We start from the raw sequence: 21,002 nt of genomic DNA, 5'->3' as shown, positions 1-21,002 counted from the left end.
GGTGACTTGAGTGCTAAAAAATTAGTAAAAACCAAAATGGCAAAATCTGTTTTGGATACAGGATTTTCGGCACTAAAAACAATGCTCAAGTATAAATGCGAGAACGCAGGCGTATTGTTTGAAGAAGTCCAAGAAGCCTATACCACCCAAATCTGTTCGTGCTGCGGTGAGATCACCTCAAGTAGTCCCAAAGGTAGGACAGATCTTGGAATAAGAGAATGGGAGTGCATGAGCTGTGGTACAGTTCATGATCGAGATATAAACTCAGCTCTAAACATTCTTGCGCTTGGGCATAAGCGTCTAGCTGTAGGAATCACCCTCTTTTAAGGGGGGGGAGGATGTCAATTCTCCTGACTGTGTTTTCATCTGTTTGGTGCGAGTGGTTCAGCTGCATCTCGCAATCAATCGGTGTGCATTTTTTTGCATCCATCCCGCAAAAGACAATCTGAAATTGTGTTCATCTTGCCTAGAATTGTGTAGGCAGTAAGTGATGCATAAATTGTCGGCAGACTATTGCTGTTTTGATAAAAAGCCTGTGAAAAACGTGCAGGAAGGTGCAAATTTTCATACAATAAGCCCACCTTGATATTGGTGCAGACCATGCTTGATACCCAACCAGATTTCCAAAGTGATGAATTTTTGTTAGATCATTATGTGGGCAAAACCCCATTGGTGCGTTTACAGCGTTTGGCAAGTCATACGCAGGCAACGGTTTTGGCAAAACTGGAAGGCAATAACCCTGCGGGTTCTGTTAAAGATCGTCCTGCCTACAACATGATTATGCAGGCAGAAAAACGCGGTGAAATTCAACCAGGCGATACTTTAATTGAGGCAACCAGTGGCAATACCGGTATTGCTTTGGCGATGGTTGCAGCTATGCGTGGCTATAAAATGCAGCTGATCATGCCTGATAATATGAGCCAAGAACGTAAAGATGCCATGCGTGCCTATGGTGCAGAATTGATTGAAGTGACCAAAGCACAAGGTATGGAAGGCGCACGCGATTTGGCTTTGCAAATGCAGAGAGAAGGCAAAGGCTTGGTGCTGAACCAATTTGGGAATCCAGATAATGTTGAAGCACATTACCTGACCACAGGGCCTGAAATTTGGCAGCAAACGGGCGGTAAAATTACCCACTTTGTCAGCTCTATGGGCACAACAGGCACCATTATGGGTGTGTCTAAATACTTAAAAGAACAAAACCCAGAGATTCAAATTATTGGTTTACAACCATCAGATGGTTCAAGCATTGCGGGGATTCGCCGTTGGCCTGAAGCATATTTACCAACCATTTTTGACCGCAGCCGTGTTGACCGCATTATTGATATTCCGCAAATTGAAGCAGAAAAAACCATGCGCAAATTGGCGCAAAAAGAAGGCATCAGCGCAGGCACATCATCGGGCGGCGCGGTATGGGCAGCTTTAAAAATTGCCGAAGAAAACCCAGAAGCAGTCGTCGTTTGTATTATCTGTGACCGTGGTGATCGTTATTTGTCGACAGGTTTATTCTCTGTTCAAGATGCTGAATCGTGATATTCATTTTTCTATCACCCATTGAGTAAGATTTTATGCGTTTACCTGTGCTGATTTTCGATATAGAAACCGTTACCGATTTGAAGTCAGGCGCGCATTTATATCAACTTGATTTACCCGAAGCAGAGCTTGAACAAGCGTTAATGAAGTTGCGTCGCCAAGAGGCGGGCACCGATTTTCAGCGTTTGCCTTTGCATGAAATTGTGTGTATTTCAGGCTTGTGGATTGATGAACACGGCATGAAGCTGTTTTCCTTTAGCCGTGAACACGACAGCGAAGCGACAATGCTGAAAAAGTTTTTGTCTATTTTTGATAAGCGTCATCCGACTTTGGTCAGTTGGAACGGTTCGCAGTTTGACTTGCCAGTGATTTTATTCCGCGCCATGTATCACGGGCTCTCTGCACCAAGTTTATTTGATCAGGGCGAGATTGATCAGCAAAAGCGCTATAACAATTATCAAAACCGTTACCATCAGCGTCATGTCGATTTAATGGATGTGATGGCAATGTTTAATGGTCGTCATTTTCAAAAGTTGGATGACATTGCGTATTTGCTAGGTTTTCCGGGTAAACGTGTAGATGCGGGCTATCATGTTCCTGCATTTATGCAAAGCGGCGAATGGTCAAGGCTGACGCGTTATTGTGAAGGCGATGTCTTAAATACTTGGTTGATTTATTTGCGTTGGCTGCTGCTCAAAGGGCAATTGCTGCTTGAAGAGCATACTTTATGGGTACAGCATACCATTCAATATTTGCATACTCAGCCGCAGCATGCAGACTTTTTAAGCGTGTGGCAGCACAGTTCGCAGCAAACTGAATTTACCCGTACAGATTTTCCTGAACAAAGTGTCACCACGCCTTCAAATGAATCCGTGATGCCTTTTCAATCTTCCCCATCTTCCGATATTTAGACTGATATGAAACATCGCAGTAAAAACCGTACCACGCAGCAGGCTGAATATTGCTTTCAGGTGGAATCGTTGTCACATGAAGGGCGCGGGATTGCACACTACACAGCTCAGTCGGGTCATCCAGCCGAGAAGCAGGGGAAAACAGTTTTTATAGAGGGCGCATTGCCTGGTGAAACAGTACGCGCCAAAATTACGCATAGTAACAAACGCTTAGAAGAAGCCGAGTGTCTAGAAGTGCTGGGTGAGCCTTCGACATTACGGGTTACGCCACAATGTCCACATTATCAGCGTTGCGGTGGTTGTAGCATGCAGCATATTCAGTTGGATGAGCAGATTCATCTCAAACAACAGGTGTTGCAGTCGCATCTGCAACATTTTGCGCAAATTCAGCCTGAAGAATGGTTAGCGCCTTTGCGTTCACAGCGTGAAGATTATCGCTGCAAAGCCCGTGTTGGGGTGCGTTATATTGCCAGTCAAGACAAATTGGTGGTCGGTTTTCGTGAGCGCAATAGCAATAAACTGACCTCAATTGACCGCTGTATGGTGTTGGATCAGGCATTTGGTTCGTTAACACGAATCAAGCAGCTACTCCAAAGTCTAACAGGCAAGGCCCATATTGGTCATATAGAATTGGCGATGGGAGATCAAGAGATTGCTTTGGTGGTGCGGCATACAGAACAACTATCTGCAGCCGATATCAACCAGTTACAGCAGTTTGCGCTACAGAAACACTGGCAATTGTATTTGCAGCCTGAAGGTCCAGACAGTTTGCATCGGGTTGATGATCCGCATGCAGCAATGCGTTTGCATTATCGTTTAGATGATTTTGATGTGAATTTTGGCTTTCATCCCCAAGACTTTACCCAAGTCAATTCTACAATTAATCCACAAATGGTTAAGCTGGCATGTGATTTGCTTAACTTAAAATCAGGTGATCGGGTGCTTGATCTGTTTTGTGGATTAGGCAACTTTTCATTGCCGCTTGCACGTTGTGTAGGTGCAACAGGAAAGGTGGTTGCTGTAGAGGGTTCAGAGCAAATGGTGCAGCGTGGTGCAGAGAATGCACAACGTAATGATTTAGACAATGTTAAGTTTTATTCACAAGATTTAACAAAAGATTTTTCGCATCATTCTTGGGCAAATCAAGGATTTGAGGCATTATTAATTGACCCTCCGCGTTCAGGCGCAGAGGAAGTGATGTATTATGTGCCCAAATTTGGCGCAGATAGAATCGTTTATGTGTCTTGTAATCCAGCCACACTCGCAAGGGATGCAGGTGTATTGGTCAAGCAGGGCTATCAATTGAAAAAAGCAGGCGTGATGGATATGTTTCCGCATACGGGGCATGTCGAATCCATTGCCTTGTTTGAGAAAGAAAAGCAAATAAACGATTTATAATATGAAGTACATAGAGGTAGGAGAAGGGTATGGTCACAGTACGTGAACAACTTCCTGGACGTTTAAATGAACTGTCTGAGGAAACGACTGTAGAACATGCCGAGCAAGCCCGACAGGATTTAGCAGAATGGCTAGACCGAGTACGCGGGATTTACGATGGGGCGGCACTTGAACAATTAGAACGCGTTGCCAATTACACCCTGAAAAAAGAGCTGGAAACAGACGTCAGTCATCCATCGCATACCTTATATACAGGTATTGAGATGGCGAATATTTTAGCGCACTTGCATGTCGATGAAGACACTTTGTCTGCAGCCATGCTCTATCGTAGCGTGCGTGAAAATGTCATGCAGTTAGATGAAGTGCGTGAAGAATTTGGTGAAGCAGTTTATGGCTTGATCAAAGGCACCTTGTCGATGGGTAAGTTGTCTGAACTGATTGAGAAAAATAAGCGTTTAGAAGACCATTTTAATAATAACCAGCGTGAACATTTAACAGGCATTTATAAAATGCTGATTTCCATGACGGAAGATGTGCGCGTGGTGCTAATTAAACTGGCAGAACGTACCTATTCATTACGTGAGTTGGCAACCGCTTCCAAAGAACGTCAGGAGCGTGTGGCGCGAGAAATTTTAACCATTTACTCGCCATTGGCACACCGTTTAGGCATTGCCCAACTGAAATGGGAACTCGAAGATTTAGCCTTCCGTTATTTGGCGCCAGACCGTTATAAAGAAATTGCGACGTTACTGAATGAAAAGCGTTTGGAGCGTGAAAACTACATTCAAAACGTAATTGAGCAATTGCGTACAGAGCTGGGCAATAATGGTATTCATGCCGAAATTAGCGGGCGGGTGAAACACATTTATTCGATTTATCGAAAAATGAAGAGTAAAAACCTCAGCTTCGATCAGCTCTATGACATTCGTGCTGTACGTGTTTTGGTGAAAACCATTCCAGAGTGTTACCACTCTTTGGGCATCGTACATCAATTGTGGCGGCATATTCCGCACCAGTTTGATGATTACATTACCAATCCAAAAGCCAATGGTTATCGCTCATTGCATACTGCCGTAATTGCAGAAAACAAGTCGCTTGAAGTGCAAATTCGTACCCTAGATATGCACGAAGAAGCCGAGCTTGGGGTATGTTCACACTTTAATTATAAAGAAGGTTCTAAAGCCACAGACCATTCGTTTAATCATCGTTTACATTCTTTGCGTTCTGTTTTGGAGCATTATCAGGAACGTAACGATGCCAGCGCACATAAAGAAGATGATGATTCTGAAAATTTTGAACAAATCCAAGAGTTTGAAGATTTTGAGAAAATTTATGTGTTCAGCCGTGATGGTGATATTAAAGAATTGCCACGTGGCTCAACGGTGCTGGACTTTGCTTATCATGTGCATACCGAAGTCGGCAATAAATGCTATGCCGCACGGGTCAATCAGCGCTATGTGCCGCTCACCTATACTTTAAAAACAGGCGAGCAGGTCGAGATTTTGACCAAAAAAGACCGTGAACCGAACCGTGATTGGTTGGTGAATTCTTTAGGTTATATTAAGACAGCACGTGCGCGCGATAAGCTGCGTCATTGGTTTAGACAGCAAGACCGCAGTAAAAATCTGGAAGTTGGGCGTGAAGTGCTCAATAAAGAATTGTCACGTTTGGCGATTCATCCAAAAAGTATTGATTTAAATGATTATTGCAATCACTTTAACGTCAAAACAGGTGAAGACATTCTGATTGGTTTGGTGAATGGTGATATTAGCCTGCATGCCTTAATTAATCAGGTCAATCGTCACATGCACTTAGATCAGGATGAACCTGAACTGGTGTTGAAGCCAACCTTGAACCCACGTGCCAGCCATACCTTATCGGCACATGGCATTTTGATTGATGGTTTGGATAACGTTGAACTGCATATCGCACAATGCTGTCAGCCTGTGCATGGTGAAGCGATTGCGGGATATATTACCCTGAACCGTGGTGTGAGTATTCACAAAGTGGCGTGTTCGGACTATGTGCGTATGATTGGTAACGAACCTGAACGTGCGGTAGAAGCCGATTGGGAAATGCAGCCAACCCGTGGTCAAAGCGTGCAAATTGTGGTGGAAGCCTATGACCGCCGTGGTTTGCTCAAAGACTTAACCCAAGTGATTTTTGCCGATCAAATTAACATTCGTCAGGTGAATACTATTTCTGAAAGTGATGGTATCGCCAATATGAAATTGTTAATTGAGGTTAAAGGCTTGGCGCAACTTTCTCGTTTGTTGGCACGTTTAGAGCAGCAACCAGGGATTATCAGCGCACGTCGTTTGGTGCAAGGCAGCTAAGCGAGCACGCTTTAAAAAACCAGCATGTTTGCTGGTTTTTTTCTATCGTATTTCAGCCAAAATGGAGAAGGGCGGATGAATAAAACACCTAAAAAAATTTGTGTGAATGTTAGCCGCATTCAGCAGATTTTTAGTCCCGATCCAAGTGCTGTACGCAGTGAACAGATTCAACAGCAAAAACAGGCTATTTATCGGCATCGGAATCAATTGCTTTCTGGATACTTAGAACACGATATTCAAAACAGCGATATTGAGCGTAACCCACATGGCAAGCCATTTTTGACAGCATTCCCTCAATTGCAGTTTAACCATAGTCATAGCCGTCAGCATTATGCTTTGGTAAGCAGTTTTGAATTGCTCGATGTTGGCGTAGATGTCGAGGACTTAGACCGTAAGGTGCGTTTCGATGCCTTGGCACAACATGCGTTTCATCCCAATGAACTCCAATACTGGCAAGATTTGGAACACGACGCTGATTATTGGTTTCGTGTCTGGACAACTAAAGAAGCAGTGCTGAAAGCATCAGGTTTAGGGATTCGTTTAAGCCTGAATGAGTTGGATACTCGTATGCATCCCAATGCACAGGGCGGCATTTGTCATCATCCACAGATTGGGCATTTTGCCTATCAAAACTTTCGTTTATCAGATTGTATGTTGACCGTAGCATGGCGAGCAGCGCCATCTTGCGTAGGCTTTCAGTTTCCACAGATTCATATTATTCAGCATTAACATCGCAACGTCAGCGTAAATATCGTAATGCTAAGGCACAAAAAAGCCTATCCGAAGATAGGCTTGAATGTTGGTGTCAGCAGAAATGCATTAAGGAATTTCTTGCTCTTCACCTTCAAATTCAGGTTTGACTTGAACAATGAAGTCCTGACGGTTCAAACCGCGCCATAAGGCAAAGGCTGTACCAATGTAAATAGATGAATATGTTCCGACAAAGACACCCACAAACATCGCAATCGAGAACCATTTCAGACCATCACCACCCATGAGCATCATCGCGACTACAACCAATAATAGGGTCATAGAGGTGTGAATGGTACGACGTAAAGTTTCTGTCAGCGCAATGTTTACCACTTCAAGTGGTGTTGCACCACGGATTTTACGGAAGTTTTCACGAATACGGTCAGATACAACAATGTTATCGTTGAGTGAGAAGCCAATAATCGCCAATAACGCTGCCAATACAGTCAGGTCAAATGGCCATTGCATCATGGCAAAAATACCCAGTGTCACCACAATATCGTGGAACAATGACAGTACCGCACCCATTGCCAGTTTGAATTCAAAGCGAATGGTGACGTATACCAACATCAATAACAGCGCTAAAGCTACAGCGCCCGCAGAACGTACGTACAGCTCATTACCGACTTGACCACCAACCACATCTACCTTTGGCACAGTTGCCGTGTTATTTGGTAGTTGTACCGCAGCATTAATTGCTTTGGTTAAGTCTTCTGCTTCAACATCTTCTTGCACAGGCATACGTACCATTAGGTCGCGGTCTGAACCAAGCGTTTGTACCACAGGGTCGTTAAAGCCTGCTTTGACCAATGCGTTAGAAACATCGGTGGCTTTTACTGGATTGCTATAGTTGAGTTCTGCAGCAATACCCCCAGTAAAGTCCAAACCTAAGTTTAAACCTTTGGTGGCAATGAAGAAGATACTGGCAACCGTTAATAGAATAGAAAGCAATGCCGCAGGCAAAGCAATCTTCATAAACGGAATCACGCGCTCATCATCAGGGCGGCCATATTTTTTTGAAGGCAGTTGAGTATTCTCAGTCATCAGTGATCTCCTTAAATGCTCAACTTTTTCAAGTTACGTTTTTTGCCGTAGATGATTTGTACAATTGCACGGGTCACTGTAATTGCAGTAAACATCGAGCAGACAATACCAATCATGAGCGTCACAGCAAAGCCTTTGATTGGACCTGTACCAATCGCAAACAGAATGAATGCCACCAAGAATGTGGTTAAGTTCGAGTCGAAAATAGTGTTATACGCTCGGTCATAACCCGCCACAATGGCTTGTTTGGGCGAGGCCCCCCACTTAATTTCTTCTCGTATTCGCTCACAAATCAAGACGTTGGCATCCACCGCCATACCAATGGTAATTACGATACCCGCAATACCCGGCAAGGTGAGTGATGCACCAATCCAAGACATGACGGTTAAAATCATGGCTAAGTTAAACACTAAAGCGAAGTTGGCAATCAGACCAAACAGACGGAAGAACACCACCATCCAGATTGCAACCAAAATGAAGCCAATCTGAGTCGACAATACGCCTTTATCAATGTTTTCTTGACCCAAGCTTGGACCAATCACACGTTCTTCGACAAAGTACATTGGCGCTGCCAAGGCACCTGCACGAAGCATTAAGGCCAATTCAGAGGCTTCTTGTGGAGAATCTAGACCTGTAATACGGAACTGCGAACCCAATACCGCCTGAATGGTTGCAGCATTAATAATGACAGATTCGGTGTATGGGGTGCGTACTTCAGTTTGTGTGCCAGTTTCATCGGTCACATAGCTAATACGTTGTTTGTTTTCAATAAACAATACCGCCATACGTTTACCCACAGCGTTACGTGTCGCATCTGCCATGAGTTTACCGCCCGCAGCATCAAGGGTAATGTTAACTTCTGCACCGCCTGTATCTTGGCTAAAACCACTCGACGCATTTTGAACACGCTCACCCGTTAAAATACGGCTGCGGTTCAATAATAATTGGCGACCACTGTCCAAAGATTCAAAGGCAAACGCTTCTGTGCCAGGTGGTACTGTACCTGTAGTCTGACCTGTGTACGGATCAATATATTGATCATTTAAGTCAGACACCAAACGGAATTCGAGGTTCGCAGTACGACCGAGTACACGCTTCGCTTCAGCAGTATCTTGTACGCCTGGCAATTCCACTACAATACGGTTGCTACCTTGAGTTTGTACCAAAGCTTCAGCCACACCTAACTCGTTAATACGGTTACGTAAAGTAGTTAAGTTCTGATTGACCGCATACGACTGAATTTCCTGTTTACGGACATCGGTATAGTTCAGACGTAAGCTAGAGCCTTCTGTGGTGGCTACAGCTTGCTGTGTGTATTCATTGCCGTTACGACGCAAGAAATCCATCACTGCATCACGGTCTGCATTATTGGCAAACTGTAGGGTGATGGTGTTGTTATTCAGCGAAAGGCTATTAAATTTCAGCTTGTTGTCACGCAATTGACGGCGTAAATCGGTGGCTGAAGTTTCCATACGCTGGCTGATGGCCTTGTCCATATCCACTTCTAATAAGAAGTGCACACCACCACGTAAGTCCAGACCGAGTTTCATTGGTTTTGCACCAATTTTTTGTAGCCATTCTGGTGTGGTTGGCGCAAGGTTCAGCGCCACGACATAGTCATCACCTAAACCGCGACGTAAAGCTTCTTTGGCTTTGAGTTGGGCTTCTGAGGTGTCTAAACGCAACAATGCAGCATTGTTGGTAAAGCTGTTGTCATGACTGGCAATATTTTCTGATTGTAAAATTTGCTCTGCTTTTTGTATGATGCTTTGATCAATTTGGGTACCAGCTTTGGCACCTGAAATTTGAACAGCAGGTTCATCTGGATACAAGCTAGGCAGGGCATATAATGTACTCACCACAAGAACAACGAGGATGAGCAGATATTTCCATGCTGGGTAACGCATTTATTTTCTTCTTAAAATGAAAAAGTCGTGCGTGAGCACGACTCTTTTTGATTAGAGGTTGTTTAATGTGCCTTCAGGAAGAACTGAAATGACACTCGCGCGTTGTACTTTTACTTCTACACCACGGTTCAGCTCTACCACTGCAAAATCACCTTCAATTTTCGTGATTTTACCCATAAGACCACCTGCGAATACCACTTCACTGCCTACGCCCAAGCTTTCAATCAGTGTACGATGCTCTTTGGCACGCTTTGATTGTGGACGCCAAATCAGGAAGTAGAAAATTGCAATGAAGACTGCAATCATTAAAAGGTTAGCCACAAGGCTTGGTTGTTGTGCAGCTTCACCTGCTGCGTGAGCGGTCGAAATAAAAAGGCTCATTTCATTTTCCTAAACTAAAAACTGGCGATCAGTGATCTGATAATAAATTGGGTTTGTTCTGCAATTTACCTTGTCTTTTTACTCAGCGCAAATACTGAAAAGACTAATCTTCAGGACAAGGCGGTACTTCTAGGCCACGACGGGCATAAAAGTCCTGTACAAATTCATCGAAAGTGCCGTTATCTAAGGCATTGCGAATATCTTGGGTAAAGCGTTGGTAATAACGTAAGTTATGAATAGTGCCCAACATTGACCCCAACATTTCGCCACATTTTTCTAAATGAAACAAATAAGCGCGGGTAAAGTTCTTGCAAGTATAGCAATCACAATGCGGATCGAGCGGGCTTTGGTCATGACGATACTTACTGTTACGAATACGCACCAAGCCATCGGTTACAAAGTAATGACCATTGCGCGCATTACGGGTTGGCATCACGCAGTCGAACATATCGACGCCACGACGAATTGCTTCCACAATATCTTCTGGCTTGCCGACGCCCATCAAATAACGTGGTTTATCTTCTGGCATTTTAGCTGGCAAATAATCCAGTACTTTGATCATTTCTTCTTTCGGTTCACCCACCGAAAGACCGCCAATGGCATAACCATCAAAACCAATTTCAAGTAAGCCGTTTAAAGATTCAACACGTAAATCTTCGTACATACCGCCTTGAATAATCCCGAACAGCGCGTTGCTGTTTTGTAGTTCATCATGGTGATGGGTTTTACAGCGTTTTGCCCAGCGTAAAGACAATTGCAAAGATTTTTGCGCTTCTTCATGTGTTGCAGGATAAGGCGTACATTCGTCAAAAATCATCACGATGTCAGAGTTCAAGGTTTTTTGAATTTCCATCGAGATTTCTGGCGAAAGAAAAACCTTTGAGCCATCAATAGGCGAACGGAAGGTCACACCTTCTTCTTTAATTTTACGCATTGCGCCTAAGCTAAACACCTGAAAGCCACCAGAGTCAGTCAAAATAGGCTTATCCCATTTGATGAATTCATGTAGACCGCCGTGTTGCTGAATCACTTCTAGCCCTGGACGCAAATATAAATGAAAGGTATTGCCTAAAATAACCTGTGCCTGAATTTCTTCAATATCGCGTGGCAGCATGCCTTTGACTGTGCCATACGTCCCCACAGGCATAAACACAGGGGTTTCTACCACACCATGAGCAAGTGTTAAACGACCACGACGGGCGCGCCCCGACTGACCTAATTTCTCAAACTTCATATATGTTCCAAATCAAGGCGAAAAAACAGTTCGCTGATTGTTCATGCTAAAAGTGCAATATTTTCCTAGATTCTGCACGGAATTGCCAGTTGAGATACGTTTTCCTTGGTAAAAATTGCGAGTAAATATTTTGTTCAAATCCATTGTGCTTACATGGCGTAAAATTGCTGAATACGTTGGGTAATTTCTTTATGTAAGGCAATTTCACCTTGTTCATGATTGTCCATTGCAGCAACGTGCTGAATTAAACGCTGAATATATAAATTACTGTCATTGACATCCTCACCTCCCTTAAACGGAGGTGATTCCTACAGCTAGACGCTTATGCCCAAGCGCAAGAATGTTCATGGCACTATTTAAGTCCCTATCGTGAGTGACACCACACTCACATGACCATTCTCTTATTCCAAGACCTGTCCTACCTCTCGGACTACTTGAGGTGATCTCACCGCAGCACGAACAGATTTGGGTGGTATAGGCTTCATTGACTTCTTCAAACATTACCCCTGCGTTCTCGCATTTATACTTGAGCATTGTTTTTAGTGCTGAAAACCCTGTATCTAAAACAGACTTTGCCATTTTAGTTTTTACAAGCTTTTTGGCACTTAAGTCACCTACAATTATGAGTGCATTATTTTTAACAAGTAATGTACTTGCCTTATGCAAATGGTCTTTACGGCAATTTGCAATCTTGGCGTGTAATGCACGTACACGTTTTTTATTCCTTGCTCGTTGAGCAATACCTAATTTCTTTTCGTATTGGCGATAGAACTTGGGGTTTGAAATAACCGTACCATCAGAACAGGTTGCAATATCTTTTAAACCTAGATCAATACCTATGGCTTTGGTTGCTGTTGGTTTTTCTTGATTCGATGAATCGACCACAAGGCACACGTACCAACGCCCACGGCTGTCCTCAACAAATGAACCAGTTCTAACAGCATATTTGCTTAATCCATAGCTATCCCATAGTTTGAATTGATGTTTACCATATTGAACATATCCATCAGCGTATTTGATCGCTACTTTCTTAAACGGTATCCATCCAAGTGATTTTCTTGCTGACTTCTTGTTGCTAACACGCCATTTGAGTTTGGCTTTCTTAAACTGCTTTCTGCGTGTGATTAATTCTTCGGTGACAGCCTGTATGGTTTGGCTGTGCAAACCACACTCTTTAGATGCGCCTTTGGTGTATTGAGCAATATCAAATGCAGATAGAAACTCACCTTTTCTTTTTAGGTGCTTAAAACTTAAATCATTCACATAATTCCAAACAAAGTTCACCTCAGATGCTAATTTAATCAGCACCTTTGCGTGTTTGTCTTTTATGCGGAGTTTAAGTGTTTTCATGTGCTTATTTTAACAATAATATTTTAAGTAATGAACAACAAAGATATTTAATACGACATTCCATGTCGTATGGCTTACGCCAGTCGCTTATATCCTCGTGCTGAACCACGAGGTTTTACGCTCCAAGTGATAAAACTCGGTTCTAATGTGAGCAAATAGGCTTCATGTGCAATGCTCAAATAATCATACGGTTCCACTTCTAAAAGTTGTGCCAGATCAATCAGCAAGTCTTTATCCACTTGTTGTAGTTTGAGCTTGGGTTGTGCGGTGGATTGTTCCATCGTGGTTTGAGGCGCTTTGTTGTGCAGGAATTCATCGAGCAAAGCACTTGGAGCGTTTAGAAATTGCGCTGAGTGGATTTCTACATCGACCTGTTTGGGCACATGAATAAAAAACAGAATTTGGCTTAAATCTAAGCCATAAGCGCCCGATAAAGATTGTTTAGCCTGCTGAAATATATCCAGTAAAAGTTCAAGATGGTTGTATTGCAGCGTGTCATTGGAATTCAGCAGAGGATTGCCATAGATATGTCGCTGTTTAAAATAATCTGCAAAAATATTTTTAAATTGATGCAGACCGCTAGAATTGTTGGCTTGAGTGCGATAACGCCATTTTTCTATATTCCATTTATTTACTTCAGATAAATATTGTGCTTCATCTTCCTGTTCATTAAACAGGCTGCGTTGGCTTGAAACAGCTAAATAATCGACCCCAAGATATTCATTAAAGACCAGTACACAGGCATAAATTTGGTCTTGTTCATATTGCTCATAGAGTTGGAAAAACTCTTGAATGAGGGTGTTTTTCAGGTTCTGAATATGTTCTAACATTTTATCGGCTTACTTTTTATTTTGGGATTTATGTTTTGAGCAATTGTTGTTTATATTTTGCTCAACCTCATGATTGTGTCAAAGCTGAGAAAAATGTCAATAAGACAAAACAAATTGTAGTCAAAGCTCACTTAAGTTGTTAAATTGTAATTAAAATCAATTCATAGAGGTGGGCTATGAGTGAATTAAACAGTGCACTAAAAGAAGACCAATTCTATAAAACACTTTTGGAAACCACGAATGCAATTCCGTGGCAGATTAACTGGAAAACCAAAGCTTTTAGCTATATTGGCCCACAAATTGAGTCTTTACTGGGTTGGACGCAAGACAGCTGGAAAACTGCACAAGATTGGATTGATCGGATGCATCCTGAAGATCGGGACAAGACCGTGAATATGTGTGTGAGTCTGTCCGATCAAGGCACAGACCACGAAGCGGATTATCGTGCCTTAACCGCTACAGGAGATTATGTCTGGATTCGTGATGTGGTGCATGTGATTCGTGAAAATAACGAAACTGTGGCGATTATTGGGTTTATGTTTGATATTTCTGCGCGTAAACAAATGGAGTTGGAACTCGAAGCGTTGAGTCGCAAAAATCTGGCTTTGAGCTTACAAGACCCGCTGACCTTGGTTGCCAATCGAAAGGCGCTCAGTGAGCGTATAGAAAACGAATTTAAACGTGCTGTGCGTCATCAACATGCATTGTCTCTCTTGTTTATCGACATCGACCATTTCAAGCCTTATAACGACAATTATGGACATTTACAGGGTGATCATTGTTTGATTAGTGTGGCGCAGTTGCTTAAACAACACTTTGCGCGTGCATCTGACTTTGTGGCTCGCTTTGGTGGTGAAGAGTTTGTGGTGCTATTGCCTGAAACACCATTGGCAGATGCTGTACAACTTGCTGAAAACTTTAGGCAGGCAGTATATGCGCTGGAAATTCCACATACCAAGACAGGGGAGATTACCCAAGTCACTGTGAGTATTGGCGTAAATAGCTATCATCAAAATCAGCAATATCACAATGTGGTCGACTTTCTGCATTCAGCCGATGAGTTGTTGTATCTAGCAAAAAACAAGGGACGCAATCAGGTGCAGTATTTGACACAGTCTTTTGTTTAGTTGAAATCTAAAAAAACAGCAAGCTTCGTGCTTGCTGTTTTTATTTATGCGTTGAAAAATAATTTTAAATGAGCGGTTTAGAATTAAATGGCTTAAAAGTTTGGACGATAATCAAAACTTTGTGCTGCACCGTTGTCCCGAAAGGCACGCACAGGCTTTTTCGCTGTGGTTGCAGTGTTGATCATGTTGTTGGGAAAGACCTGAATATAGTTATTAAACAACTCGACATTGCGGTTATAAATAGTAATCGCAGCACCGACATTTTCGTTCTGCTCATCAATTTCATGCATCATTTTTAAATACAATTGGTCGGCTTTGAGTTCAGGATAATTTTCGACCACCACATTCAAGCTGCGCATCAATTCTTTGCTCAAGGCTTCAACACGTTGTAATTGGCTGACATCGGCATTGTTGATGTTTAGGTTCATAATATTTTGGCGCAGTTCAGTCACTTTTTCTAAAGTGCCTTTTTCCATACCTGCATATTGTTCGACCACTGGCGCAAGTTCTTCAAGCGTTTTTAACTTCTGTCGTTCAAAACTGGTCACATCTGCCCAAGCGCGGATGGTGGCGTTGTGGTGGCGTACGATGTTGTTACGAATCATGATGCCCAGCATCACCAAGACGATGACAACCAAAAGAAAAATTGCGATACCCATGTTTTGCCCCAAGACGATTTTCTTAGTCCAGAAAATCAACCAAATCTGTCTGTAATTGTTCTAAATAAGGTAATTTAAAAGTGCGTAAGTGTCCACGCAATGCGGAAATATCTTGAATATTTTTTGCTTTACTGGAAATTTCAAACAGGTTGCGATTGCCTAAAAAACAGAGCGTGTTCCGCTCAGGGTGAAATAACAAATCACCTTGCTGATGCTGAAAAAAATCATTCAGTTTTAACACCATTGCAGGGCTGAGGGTGCGCGCCAGTTGAATTGCATTACTGCCAAAAAAGTTGAGTTTTTGATTCAGGCGAATGTCACTGGTATGCCACGGCACATGATAAGGCGCACCAAAGGTTTTATTGTTTGAGGTAACGGCTAAACCTTGTAGCTGCACATCAAAGACAAATACGCCCGATAAATGCCGCACCACTTCACGTACTTTGTAGTCATTGCCATTTTGATCTTTAATGCGGGTTTCACTGACATAGCGATATTCAAAGACCAAAACCTGATGTTGCTTGCCTTGTTGATCTTGCCAAACAGTACTGGCGTAACGGCGAATTTCATTGGACAGATTCCCCAAATTAAACAAGGGAAACAGACTTTTTAAATGAGCAATCAAATAAACGGGTTGTAGGGTTCGGGCAAGATGTTGCGGTGGTTGCTGCCATGCCAGTTGATAGCGCTGTGCAATGCTTTCTTGTTCTAAAAAAGTGATGACTTCTTCAATGGGGTCGTCTTGTTCATAGGTAATAAATGCCCAGAAGATACAGCCTAACCCAATCAGCAAGCAGAATTGCAGCCAAATATTACTCGGTTGAATCAAGAGCAATAAACAGAACAACACACCTATAATGCCAAGCAGGACAGGCAAAACATTTTCAAACTTGAGGGTGATGTCATCTTGCCAAGGGTGTAAGCCATCTAAAATATCTTGATGGCTTTGTGCTTTTTTTCCAATATCCCATAACCGCGCGATATTACGAAATACCCGTTGATTCTTCTTGCGTCGAATATGAATGGAGTGTTGCACGGTATCGAGCGGCATGGTGGTTTCTTTTACAGTTTGAAAATTAAGTTTGAGCTTGATCAATCAGCATGGCATCGCCATAACTAAAGAAACGATAGCGTTCAGCCACAGCATGTTGATACGCCTGCATGACATTTTCACGGCTTGAAAGCGCAGATACCAACATTAATAAGGTGGATTCAGGCAAGTGGAAATTGGTGATTAGACGATCCACCACTTTAAACTGATAACCTGGGTAAATAAAAATTTGCGTATCACCCGACCACGCTGCAAGTTTGCCTGCATGGGCTTGGGCAGCACTTTCCACGGCACGGGTGGCAGTTGTGCCCACTGAAATAACTTTGTTGCCTCGTGCTTTGGTTTCACGAATCAGCGCTACGGCAGCTTCAGAAACTTCACACCATTCACTGTGCATAATGTGATTGGCAATATCATCGGTACGTACAGGCAGGAATGTACCTGCGCCCACGTGCAAGGTCACAAAGGTTTTTTGAATGCCTTTATCTGCTAGCTGTTGCAGTAAGGCTTCATCAAAGTGCAAGCTGGCAGTGGGTGCGGCAACACTAGCAAGTTTTGTTGGGTCGTTAAATACGGTTTGATAACGCTCGGTATCAATCGCTTCTGCTTCGCGGTTAAAGTAGGGTGGAATCGGCAACTGACCGTAGGCATCCAATACGTCTAAAATAGGCTGCGAAAACTCGACAATAAATAAGTTTTCATGGCGACCTTGTACGGTCACTTTTACAGCATCAGGCCCAATAAACAGTTCTGCACCTGCTTTTGGTGAGTTGCTGGCTTTAATATGGCAATGGGCAATAAATTGATCTTGCAGACGTTCTACCAAGACTTCCACTGCACCGCCTGTGGCACGTTTACCTTTAAGACGCGCTTTCATGACTTTGGTATCGTTAAGTACCAGTAAATCGCCCGCTTCGAGTAAATTCAGTAGGTCGGTAAATTGATGGTCATGATACTGACCTTGAGCATCAAGATGCAGCAGACGAGAGGCGCTACGACTTGCTAGTGGGTAACGAGCAATGAGTTCATCGGGGAGATTAAAATTAAAGTCAGAAAGCTGCATGATAAAAACAAGTTAGAACACTGGGAAAACTGCGCCTAGTATATGCTTTTTTAGGTTTTATGGATGAAATTGGTCGATTATAAATCAAAAAAATGACAGCTGATTTAATTTTAAACAATTGCAAAAAACTTGCGTTGACAAGCTGTCAAAAAAGTTTATTATACCCATCAACACCTACCCGAGGTGGTGAAATTGGTAGACGCGGCGGACTCAAAATCCGCTGTCAGAGATGACGTGTCGGTTCGAGTCCGACCCTCGGGACCATATAAAGGAAAAGCCCTCAAGCATATTAAGACTTGGGGGCTTTTTTATTGTCTGTATATTAATGGGTTGTGCCATTTTTTAGCTCCAGTCTTAATGATTCCATTAGCCACAATTCAGGTGGTCACTTTGGAAAATGAGTACCCAAATGAGTACCTGATTTTTCATTGGTACTCATGGTGGAATCAGATGCTAAGCTTAAATTATTAGATCAATACAATAATCAAATGTGATTGATCGGGTGTCTTATAGGGCTTGTAGTACTTAAAAGCTTTATTCACTATCTAAAGCTACTTTGATGACATCTGCAATTGTCTCAGTGGTGACGCCTCTTTTTCGAGCATTCTCAGAATGGAGCCAAGTTGCTAAGTCTTTATTGCCTTTAGATGCATTGCAGCCAACACAGCACAATGCAATATTGGATAAGGTTGTTATTCTTATATCGTTGATAATGTGTTCCCAAGACTTCTTATTAGCCCTTTCAGTGCCAAACTTTTTGCCGCAATATACACAGCACAGGTCTCGCTCCGAGACCGCATCTTCTATGTGCTTTGGTATTCCCCATGAATTTGCCATTTTAGGTTTTCCTTATTTTATGGCTATAGTTGAATGAAAAATCCTAACCTTTGATAACTCACATTCATAAAATTTAGATCTAAGCATAAAATGAAATAGTTGTCATAACACTATATAAATGAGGGTGTAAAAAAACCAGCGCCGAAGCGCTGGTTTTTTACATCACTAACTTAGGTTAGTTTTGCATCATCTTATTGAGCTGCATCAAGTGCAGCATTGAATGTTGCGCTTGGACGCATTACTGCATTCACTTTAGCTTGATCTACTGCGTAGTAACCACCGATATCAACCGATTTACCTTGTACTTCCGCAAGTTCAGCAACAATTTTGTCTTCGTTTGCAGCTAAAGCTTGTGCAAGTGGTGCAAACTTCGCTTTCAACTCAGCATCTTCATCTTGAGCAGCAAGTGCTTCTGCCCAGAATTTTGCCAAGTAGAAGTGGCTGCCACGGTTGTCCAGTTCGCCAGTACGACGTGATGGAGACTTGTCGTTATCAAGTAATTTGCTGGTCGCTTGATCAAGAGTTGATGCAAGTAATTTCGCACGAGTATTATCTTCTTTAATACCCATTTCTTCTAAAGAAGCAGCAAGCGCAAGGAACTCACCTAATGAATCCCAACGTAAGTGGTTTTCTTCAACAAGTTGTTGTACGTGTTTAGGCGCAGAACCACCCGCACCAGTTTCGTACATACCACCACCCGCCATTAACGGAACGATAGATAACATTTTCGCAGAAGTACCAAGCTCCATAATTGGGAACAAGTCAGTGAGGTAGTCACGTAAGATGTTACCTGTTACAGAAATGGTGTCTAAACCACGCGCAACACGCTCAAGTGTATAACGCATCGCACGAACTTGTGACATGATTTGAATATCTAAACCAGTCGTGTCGTGATCTTTTAAGTATTTTTGAACTTTCTTGATCACTTCGTTTTCGTGTGGACGGTACGGGTCTAACCAGAAAATTGCTGGCATACCAGAGTTACGTGCACGTGTTACTGCAAGTTTAACCCAGTCGCGAATAGGTGCATCTTTCACCTGACACATACGCCAGATGTCGCCTTCTTCTACGTTTTGAGTCATCAACACTTCACCAGTGTCAATATCAGTGATGTTTGCAACACCTGCAGCAGGAACTTCAAAAGTCTTGTCGTGTGAGCCGTATTCTTCAGCTTTTTGCGCCATCAAACCTACGTTTGGCACAGTACCCATCGTACGTGGGTCGAAGTTACCATTCCACTTACAGAAATTGATCATTTCTTGGTAAATACGCGCGAAAGTAGATTCAGGCATTACTGCTTTACAGTCGTAAGGTTTACCGTCAGCACCCCACATTTTACCGCCACCACGAATCATTGCAGGCATAGAAGCATCTACAATTACGTCGTTTGGAGAGTGGAAGTTGGTGATGCCTTTTGCAGAATCCACCATTGCAAGTGCAGGGCGGTGTTCTTGGCATGCGTGTAAATCTTCGATGATTTCTTCACGTAAAGAAGTTGGTAAGGTTTCGATCTTTTCATAAAGACCTGCCATACCGTTGTTGACGTTAATGCCAAGTTCTTCAAACAATTTACCGTGTTTTTCAAACGCTTCTTTATAGTAAATTTTCACACAGTGACCGAATACAATCGGGTGTGAAACTTTCATCATGGTCGCTTTTACGTGTAAAGAGAACAAAATGCCTGCTTCTTTACAATCATCCAATTCTTTTTCATAGAAGTCGCAAAGCGCTTTCTTGCTCATGAACATAGAATCGATGATTTCGCCGTCAAGTAACGCTACTTTTTCTTTCAGTACAATGGTTTCACCAGATTGAGTGATGAGTTCCATTTTTACGTTACGTGCGCGGTCAAGCGTCATCGATTTTTCGCCATGGTAGAAGTCGCCTTCATCCATGTGTGAAACGTGAGTTTGTGACCATTGCTTCCATTCACCCATAGAGTGCGGGTGTTTTTTCGCATAGTTTTTCACTGCAGCAGGTGCACGACGGTCAGAGTTACCTTCACGTAATACAGGGTTTACTGCTGAGCCTAAGCATTTGCCAAAACGAGCGCGTAAAGCTTTATCTTCTACAGTATTTTCATTTTCAGGATAGTCAGGAATTGCATAGCCTTTTGCTTGTAATTCCTTGATACATGCAACTAACTGAGCAACTGAAGCACTGATGTTTGGAAGTTTGATGATATTGGTATCTGGATCTTGCGTGAGACGTCCAAGCTCTGCGAGGTTGTCGGCTACCTTCTGTTCTTCGCTTAGGTATTCCGAGAATTCAGAGAGTACGCGTGCTGCTACAGAGATATCACTCTTGACAATCTCGATGCCAGCAGGCTTAGTAAAGGTCTCAATGATCGGCAGTAGAGAGTAGGTCGCCAACAATGGCGCCTCATCGGTCAGTGTGTAAATGATTTTTGACTTTCCACCAGCCATATATAGCCCCTTGCTTTGATTGAGTTTTTTAGGAGCGAGATGATGACTCAGCCCCTGCGAACCGATTTGCCTAATTTAACCTTGAGAGTATCGACTCTCTATGCATTTCAGTCAACGTAATTACAGTGATGACGCCATTTCGCTACGAAATGATGTGTCGCATTT

18 protein-coding genes and 1 tRNA gene are annotated in these 21,002 nt (G+C 42.8%); 8 read left to right on the top strand and 11 right to left on the bottom strand.

The features are described from left to right. The 6 genes from FTU98_RS04605 to FTU98_RS04580 form a co-directional block, all read left to right on the top strand. Positions 1–327 (top strand): RNA-guided endonuclease TnpB family protein (locus FTU98_RS04605; RefSeq protein ID WP_180050558.1); only part of this gene is annotated, 327 nt, incomplete at its 5' end. Positions 328–600: 273 nt separating this feature from the next. Next, on the top strand, positions 601–1,533 hold the full coding sequence (gene cysM / locus FTU98_RS04600) for a cysteine synthase CysM (RefSeq protein WP_180050553.1): 933 nt from the start codon (positions 601–603) through the stop codon (positions 1,531–1,533). Between the two features lie 35 nt (positions 1,534–1,568). After that, positions 1,569–2,444 carry a 3'-5' exonuclease gene (locus FTU98_RS04595; protein WP_004974933.1) on the top strand — a complete coding sequence of 292 codons (876 nt, stop codon included), beginning with the start codon at positions 1,569–1,571 and terminating at the stop codon, positions 2,442–2,444. Between the two features lie 6 nt (positions 2,445–2,450). Continuing rightward, on the top strand, positions 2,451–3,842 hold the full coding sequence (gene rlmD, locus FTU98_RS04590; protein ID WP_179995952.1) for a 23S rRNA (uracil(1939)-C(5))-methyltransferase RlmD: 1,392 nt from the start codon (positions 2,451–2,453) through the stop codon (positions 3,840–3,842). Positions 3,843–3,871: 29 nt separating this feature from the next. Next, the gene (locus tag FTU98_RS04585) at positions 3,872–6,178 is read left to right on the top strand and encodes a bifunctional (p)ppGpp synthetase/guanosine-3',5'-bis(diphosphate) 3'-pyrophosphohydrolase (protein WP_004974935.1); all 2,307 of its coding nucleotides are present in this window, start codon (positions 3,872–3,874) and stop codon (positions 6,176–6,178) included. 75 nt (positions 6,179–6,253) lie between these two features. After that, positions 6,254–6,907 (top strand): 4'-phosphopantetheinyl transferase superfamily protein, encoded by a 654-nt coding sequence (locus FTU98_RS04580; RefSeq protein WP_096902676.1) that lies wholly within the window; start codon positions 6,254–6,256, stop codon positions 6,905–6,907. Between the two features lie 90 nt (positions 6,908–6,997). Here the strand turns inward: FTU98_RS04580 and secF are convergent, their stop codons facing one another. From secF to FTU98_RS04545, 6 genes are all read right to left on the bottom strand, one after another. Continuing rightward, complete coding sequence (gene secF / locus FTU98_RS04570; RefSeq protein ID WP_180050564.1) at positions 6,998–7,975, bottom strand: protein translocase subunit SecF; 978 nt, start codon at positions 7,973–7,975, stop codon at positions 6,998–7,000. 8 nt (positions 7,976–7,983) lie between these two features. Continuing rightward, the gene (gene secD / locus FTU98_RS04565; protein ID WP_180050549.1) at positions 7,984–9,879 is read right to left on the bottom strand and encodes a protein translocase subunit SecD; all 1,896 of its coding nucleotides are present in this window, start codon (positions 9,877–9,879) and stop codon (positions 7,984–7,986) included. A gap of 51 nt (positions 9,880–9,930) precedes the next feature. Continuing rightward, entirely contained in the window at positions 9,931–10,260 is a 330-nt protein-coding gene (gene yajC, locus FTU98_RS04560) for a preprotein translocase subunit YajC (RefSeq protein WP_004974939.1), read from the bottom strand. A 103-nt stretch (positions 10,261–10,363) separates the two neighbouring features. Continuing rightward, positions 10,364–11,494 (bottom strand): tRNA guanosine(34) transglycosylase Tgt, encoded by a 1,131-nt coding sequence (gene tgt / locus FTU98_RS04555; protein ID WP_004974942.1) that lies wholly within the window; start codon positions 11,492–11,494, stop codon positions 10,364–10,366. 291 nt (positions 11,495–11,785) lie between these two features. Beyond that, positions 11,786–12,844, bottom strand: coding sequence for an RNA-guided endonuclease TnpB family protein (locus FTU98_RS04550; RefSeq protein ID WP_167846297.1), 1,059 nt, complete (start codon positions 12,842–12,844; stop codon positions 11,786–11,788). 74 nt (positions 12,845–12,918) lie between these two features. Continuing rightward, the gene (locus FTU98_RS04545; RefSeq protein WP_004974948.1) at positions 12,919–13,674 is read right to left on the bottom strand and encodes a DUF4303 domain-containing protein; all 756 of its coding nucleotides are present in this window, start codon (positions 13,672–13,674) and stop codon (positions 12,919–12,921) included. Between the two features lie 176 nt (positions 13,675–13,850). Between FTU98_RS04545 and FTU98_RS04540 the strand changes: the two genes are divergently transcribed. After that, positions 13,851–14,801, top strand: a complete 951-nt coding sequence (locus FTU98_RS04540) for a sensor domain-containing diguanylate cyclase (protein WP_180043933.1) — start codon at positions 13,851–13,853, stop codon at positions 14,799–14,801. Between the two features lie 92 nt (positions 14,802–14,893). Here the strand turns inward: FTU98_RS04540 and FTU98_RS04535 are convergent, their stop codons facing one another. The 3 genes from FTU98_RS04535 to queA are packed head-to-tail and all read right to left on the bottom strand — an operon-like array spanning position 14,894 to position 17,574. Beyond that, positions 14,894–15,460, bottom strand: coding sequence for a LemA family protein (locus FTU98_RS04535; RefSeq protein ID WP_154320335.1), 567 nt, complete (start codon positions 15,458–15,460; stop codon positions 14,894–14,896). Between the two features lie 22 nt (positions 15,461–15,482). Next, a complete protein-coding gene (locus tag FTU98_RS04530; RefSeq protein WP_180050546.1) occupies positions 15,483–16,511 on the bottom strand; it encodes a hypothetical protein in 1,029 nt (342 codons plus the stop codon). A gap of 25 nt (positions 16,512–16,536) precedes the next feature. Then, positions 16,537–17,574: a tRNA preQ1(34) S-adenosylmethionine ribosyltransferase-isomerase QueA gene (queA, locus tag FTU98_RS04525; RefSeq protein WP_179990699.1), complete on the bottom strand. Its 1,038-nt coding sequence runs from the start codon at positions 17,572–17,574 to the stop codon at positions 16,537–16,539. Between the two features lie 177 nt (positions 17,575–17,751). Between queA and FTU98_RS04520 the strand changes: the two genes are divergently transcribed. Beyond that, positions 17,752–17,838: transfer RNA gene (locus FTU98_RS04520), tRNA-Leu, on the top strand. Between the two features lie 270 nt (positions 17,839–18,108). Here FTU98_RS04520 and FTU98_RS04515 read toward each other — a convergent pair. Continuing rightward, complete coding sequence (locus FTU98_RS04515) at positions 18,109–18,411, bottom strand: HNH endonuclease (RefSeq protein WP_136144735.1); 303 nt, start codon at positions 18,409–18,411, stop codon at positions 18,109–18,111. 191 nt (positions 18,412–18,602) lie between these two features. Next, positions 18,603–20,837: an NADP-dependent isocitrate dehydrogenase gene (locus FTU98_RS04510; RefSeq protein WP_180050543.1), complete on the bottom strand. Its 2,235-nt coding sequence runs from the start codon at positions 20,835–20,837 to the stop codon at positions 18,603–18,605. Positions 20,838–21,002: the final 165 nt, after the last annotated feature.

The organism is Acinetobacter sp. YH12211, assembly GCF_013418015.1.
Lineage (GTDB): Bacteria > Pseudomonadota > Gammaproteobacteria > Pseudomonadales > Moraxellaceae > Acinetobacter > Acinetobacter towneri.
The sequence above is the reverse complement of the archived record's forward strand: the minus strand, read 5'-3'. Positions and strand labels throughout refer to the sequence as shown.

Coding starts and splice junctions, on each gene's coding strand:
- cysM (WP_180050553.1), top strand. CDS start 601: ATGCTTGATACCCAACCAGATTTCCAAAGTGATGAATTTTTGTTAGAT.
- FTU98_RS04595 (WP_004974933.1), top strand. CDS start 1,569: ATGCGTTTACCTGTGCTGATTTTCGATATAGAAACCGTTACCGATTTG.
- rlmD (WP_179995952.1), top strand. CDS start 2,451: ATGAAACATCGCAGTAAAAACCGTACCACGCAGCAGGCTGAATATTGC.
- FTU98_RS04585 (WP_004974935.1), top strand. CDS start 3,872: ATGGTCACAGTACGTGAACAACTTCCTGGACGTTTAAATGAACTGTCT.
- FTU98_RS04580 (WP_096902676.1), top strand. CDS start 6,254: ATGAATAAAACACCTAAAAAAATTTGTGTGAATGTTAGCCGCATTCAG.
- secD (WP_180050549.1), bottom strand. CDS start 9,879: ATGCGTTACCCAGCATGGAAATATCTGCTCATCCTCGTTGTTCTTGTG.
- yajC (WP_004974939.1), bottom strand. CDS start 10,260: ATGAGCCTTTTTATTTCGACCGCTCACGCAGCAGGTGAAGCTGCACAA.
- tgt (WP_004974942.1), bottom strand. CDS start 11,494: ATGAAGTTTGAGAAATTAGGTCAGTCGGGGCGCGCCCGTCGTGGTCGT.
- FTU98_RS04550 (WP_167846297.1), bottom strand. CDS start 12,844: ATGAAAACACTTAAACTCCGCATAAAAGACAAACACGCAAAGGTGCTG.
- FTU98_RS04545 (WP_004974948.1), bottom strand. CDS start 13,674: ATGTTAGAACATATTCAGAACCTGAAAAACACCCTCATTCAAGAGTTT.
- FTU98_RS04540 (WP_180043933.1), top strand. CDS start 13,851: ATGAGTGAATTAAACAGTGCACTAAAAGAAGACCAATTCTATAAAACA.
- FTU98_RS04535 (WP_154320335.1), bottom strand. CDS start 15,460: ATGGGTATCGCAATTTTTCTTTTGGTTGTCATCGTCTTGGTGATGCTG.
- FTU98_RS04530 (WP_180050546.1), bottom strand. CDS start 16,511: ATGCCGCTCGATACCGTGCAACACTCCATTCATATTCGACGCAAGAAG.
- queA (WP_179990699.1), bottom strand. CDS start 17,574: ATGCAGCTTTCTGACTTTAATTTTAATCTCCCCGATGAACTCATTGCT.
- FTU98_RS04515 (WP_136144735.1), bottom strand. CDS start 18,411: ATGGCAAATTCATGGGGAATACCAAAGCACATAGAAGATGCGGTCTCG.
- FTU98_RS04510 (WP_180050543.1), bottom strand. CDS start 20,837: ATGGCTGGTGGAAAGTCAAAAATCATTTACACACTGACCGATGAGGCG.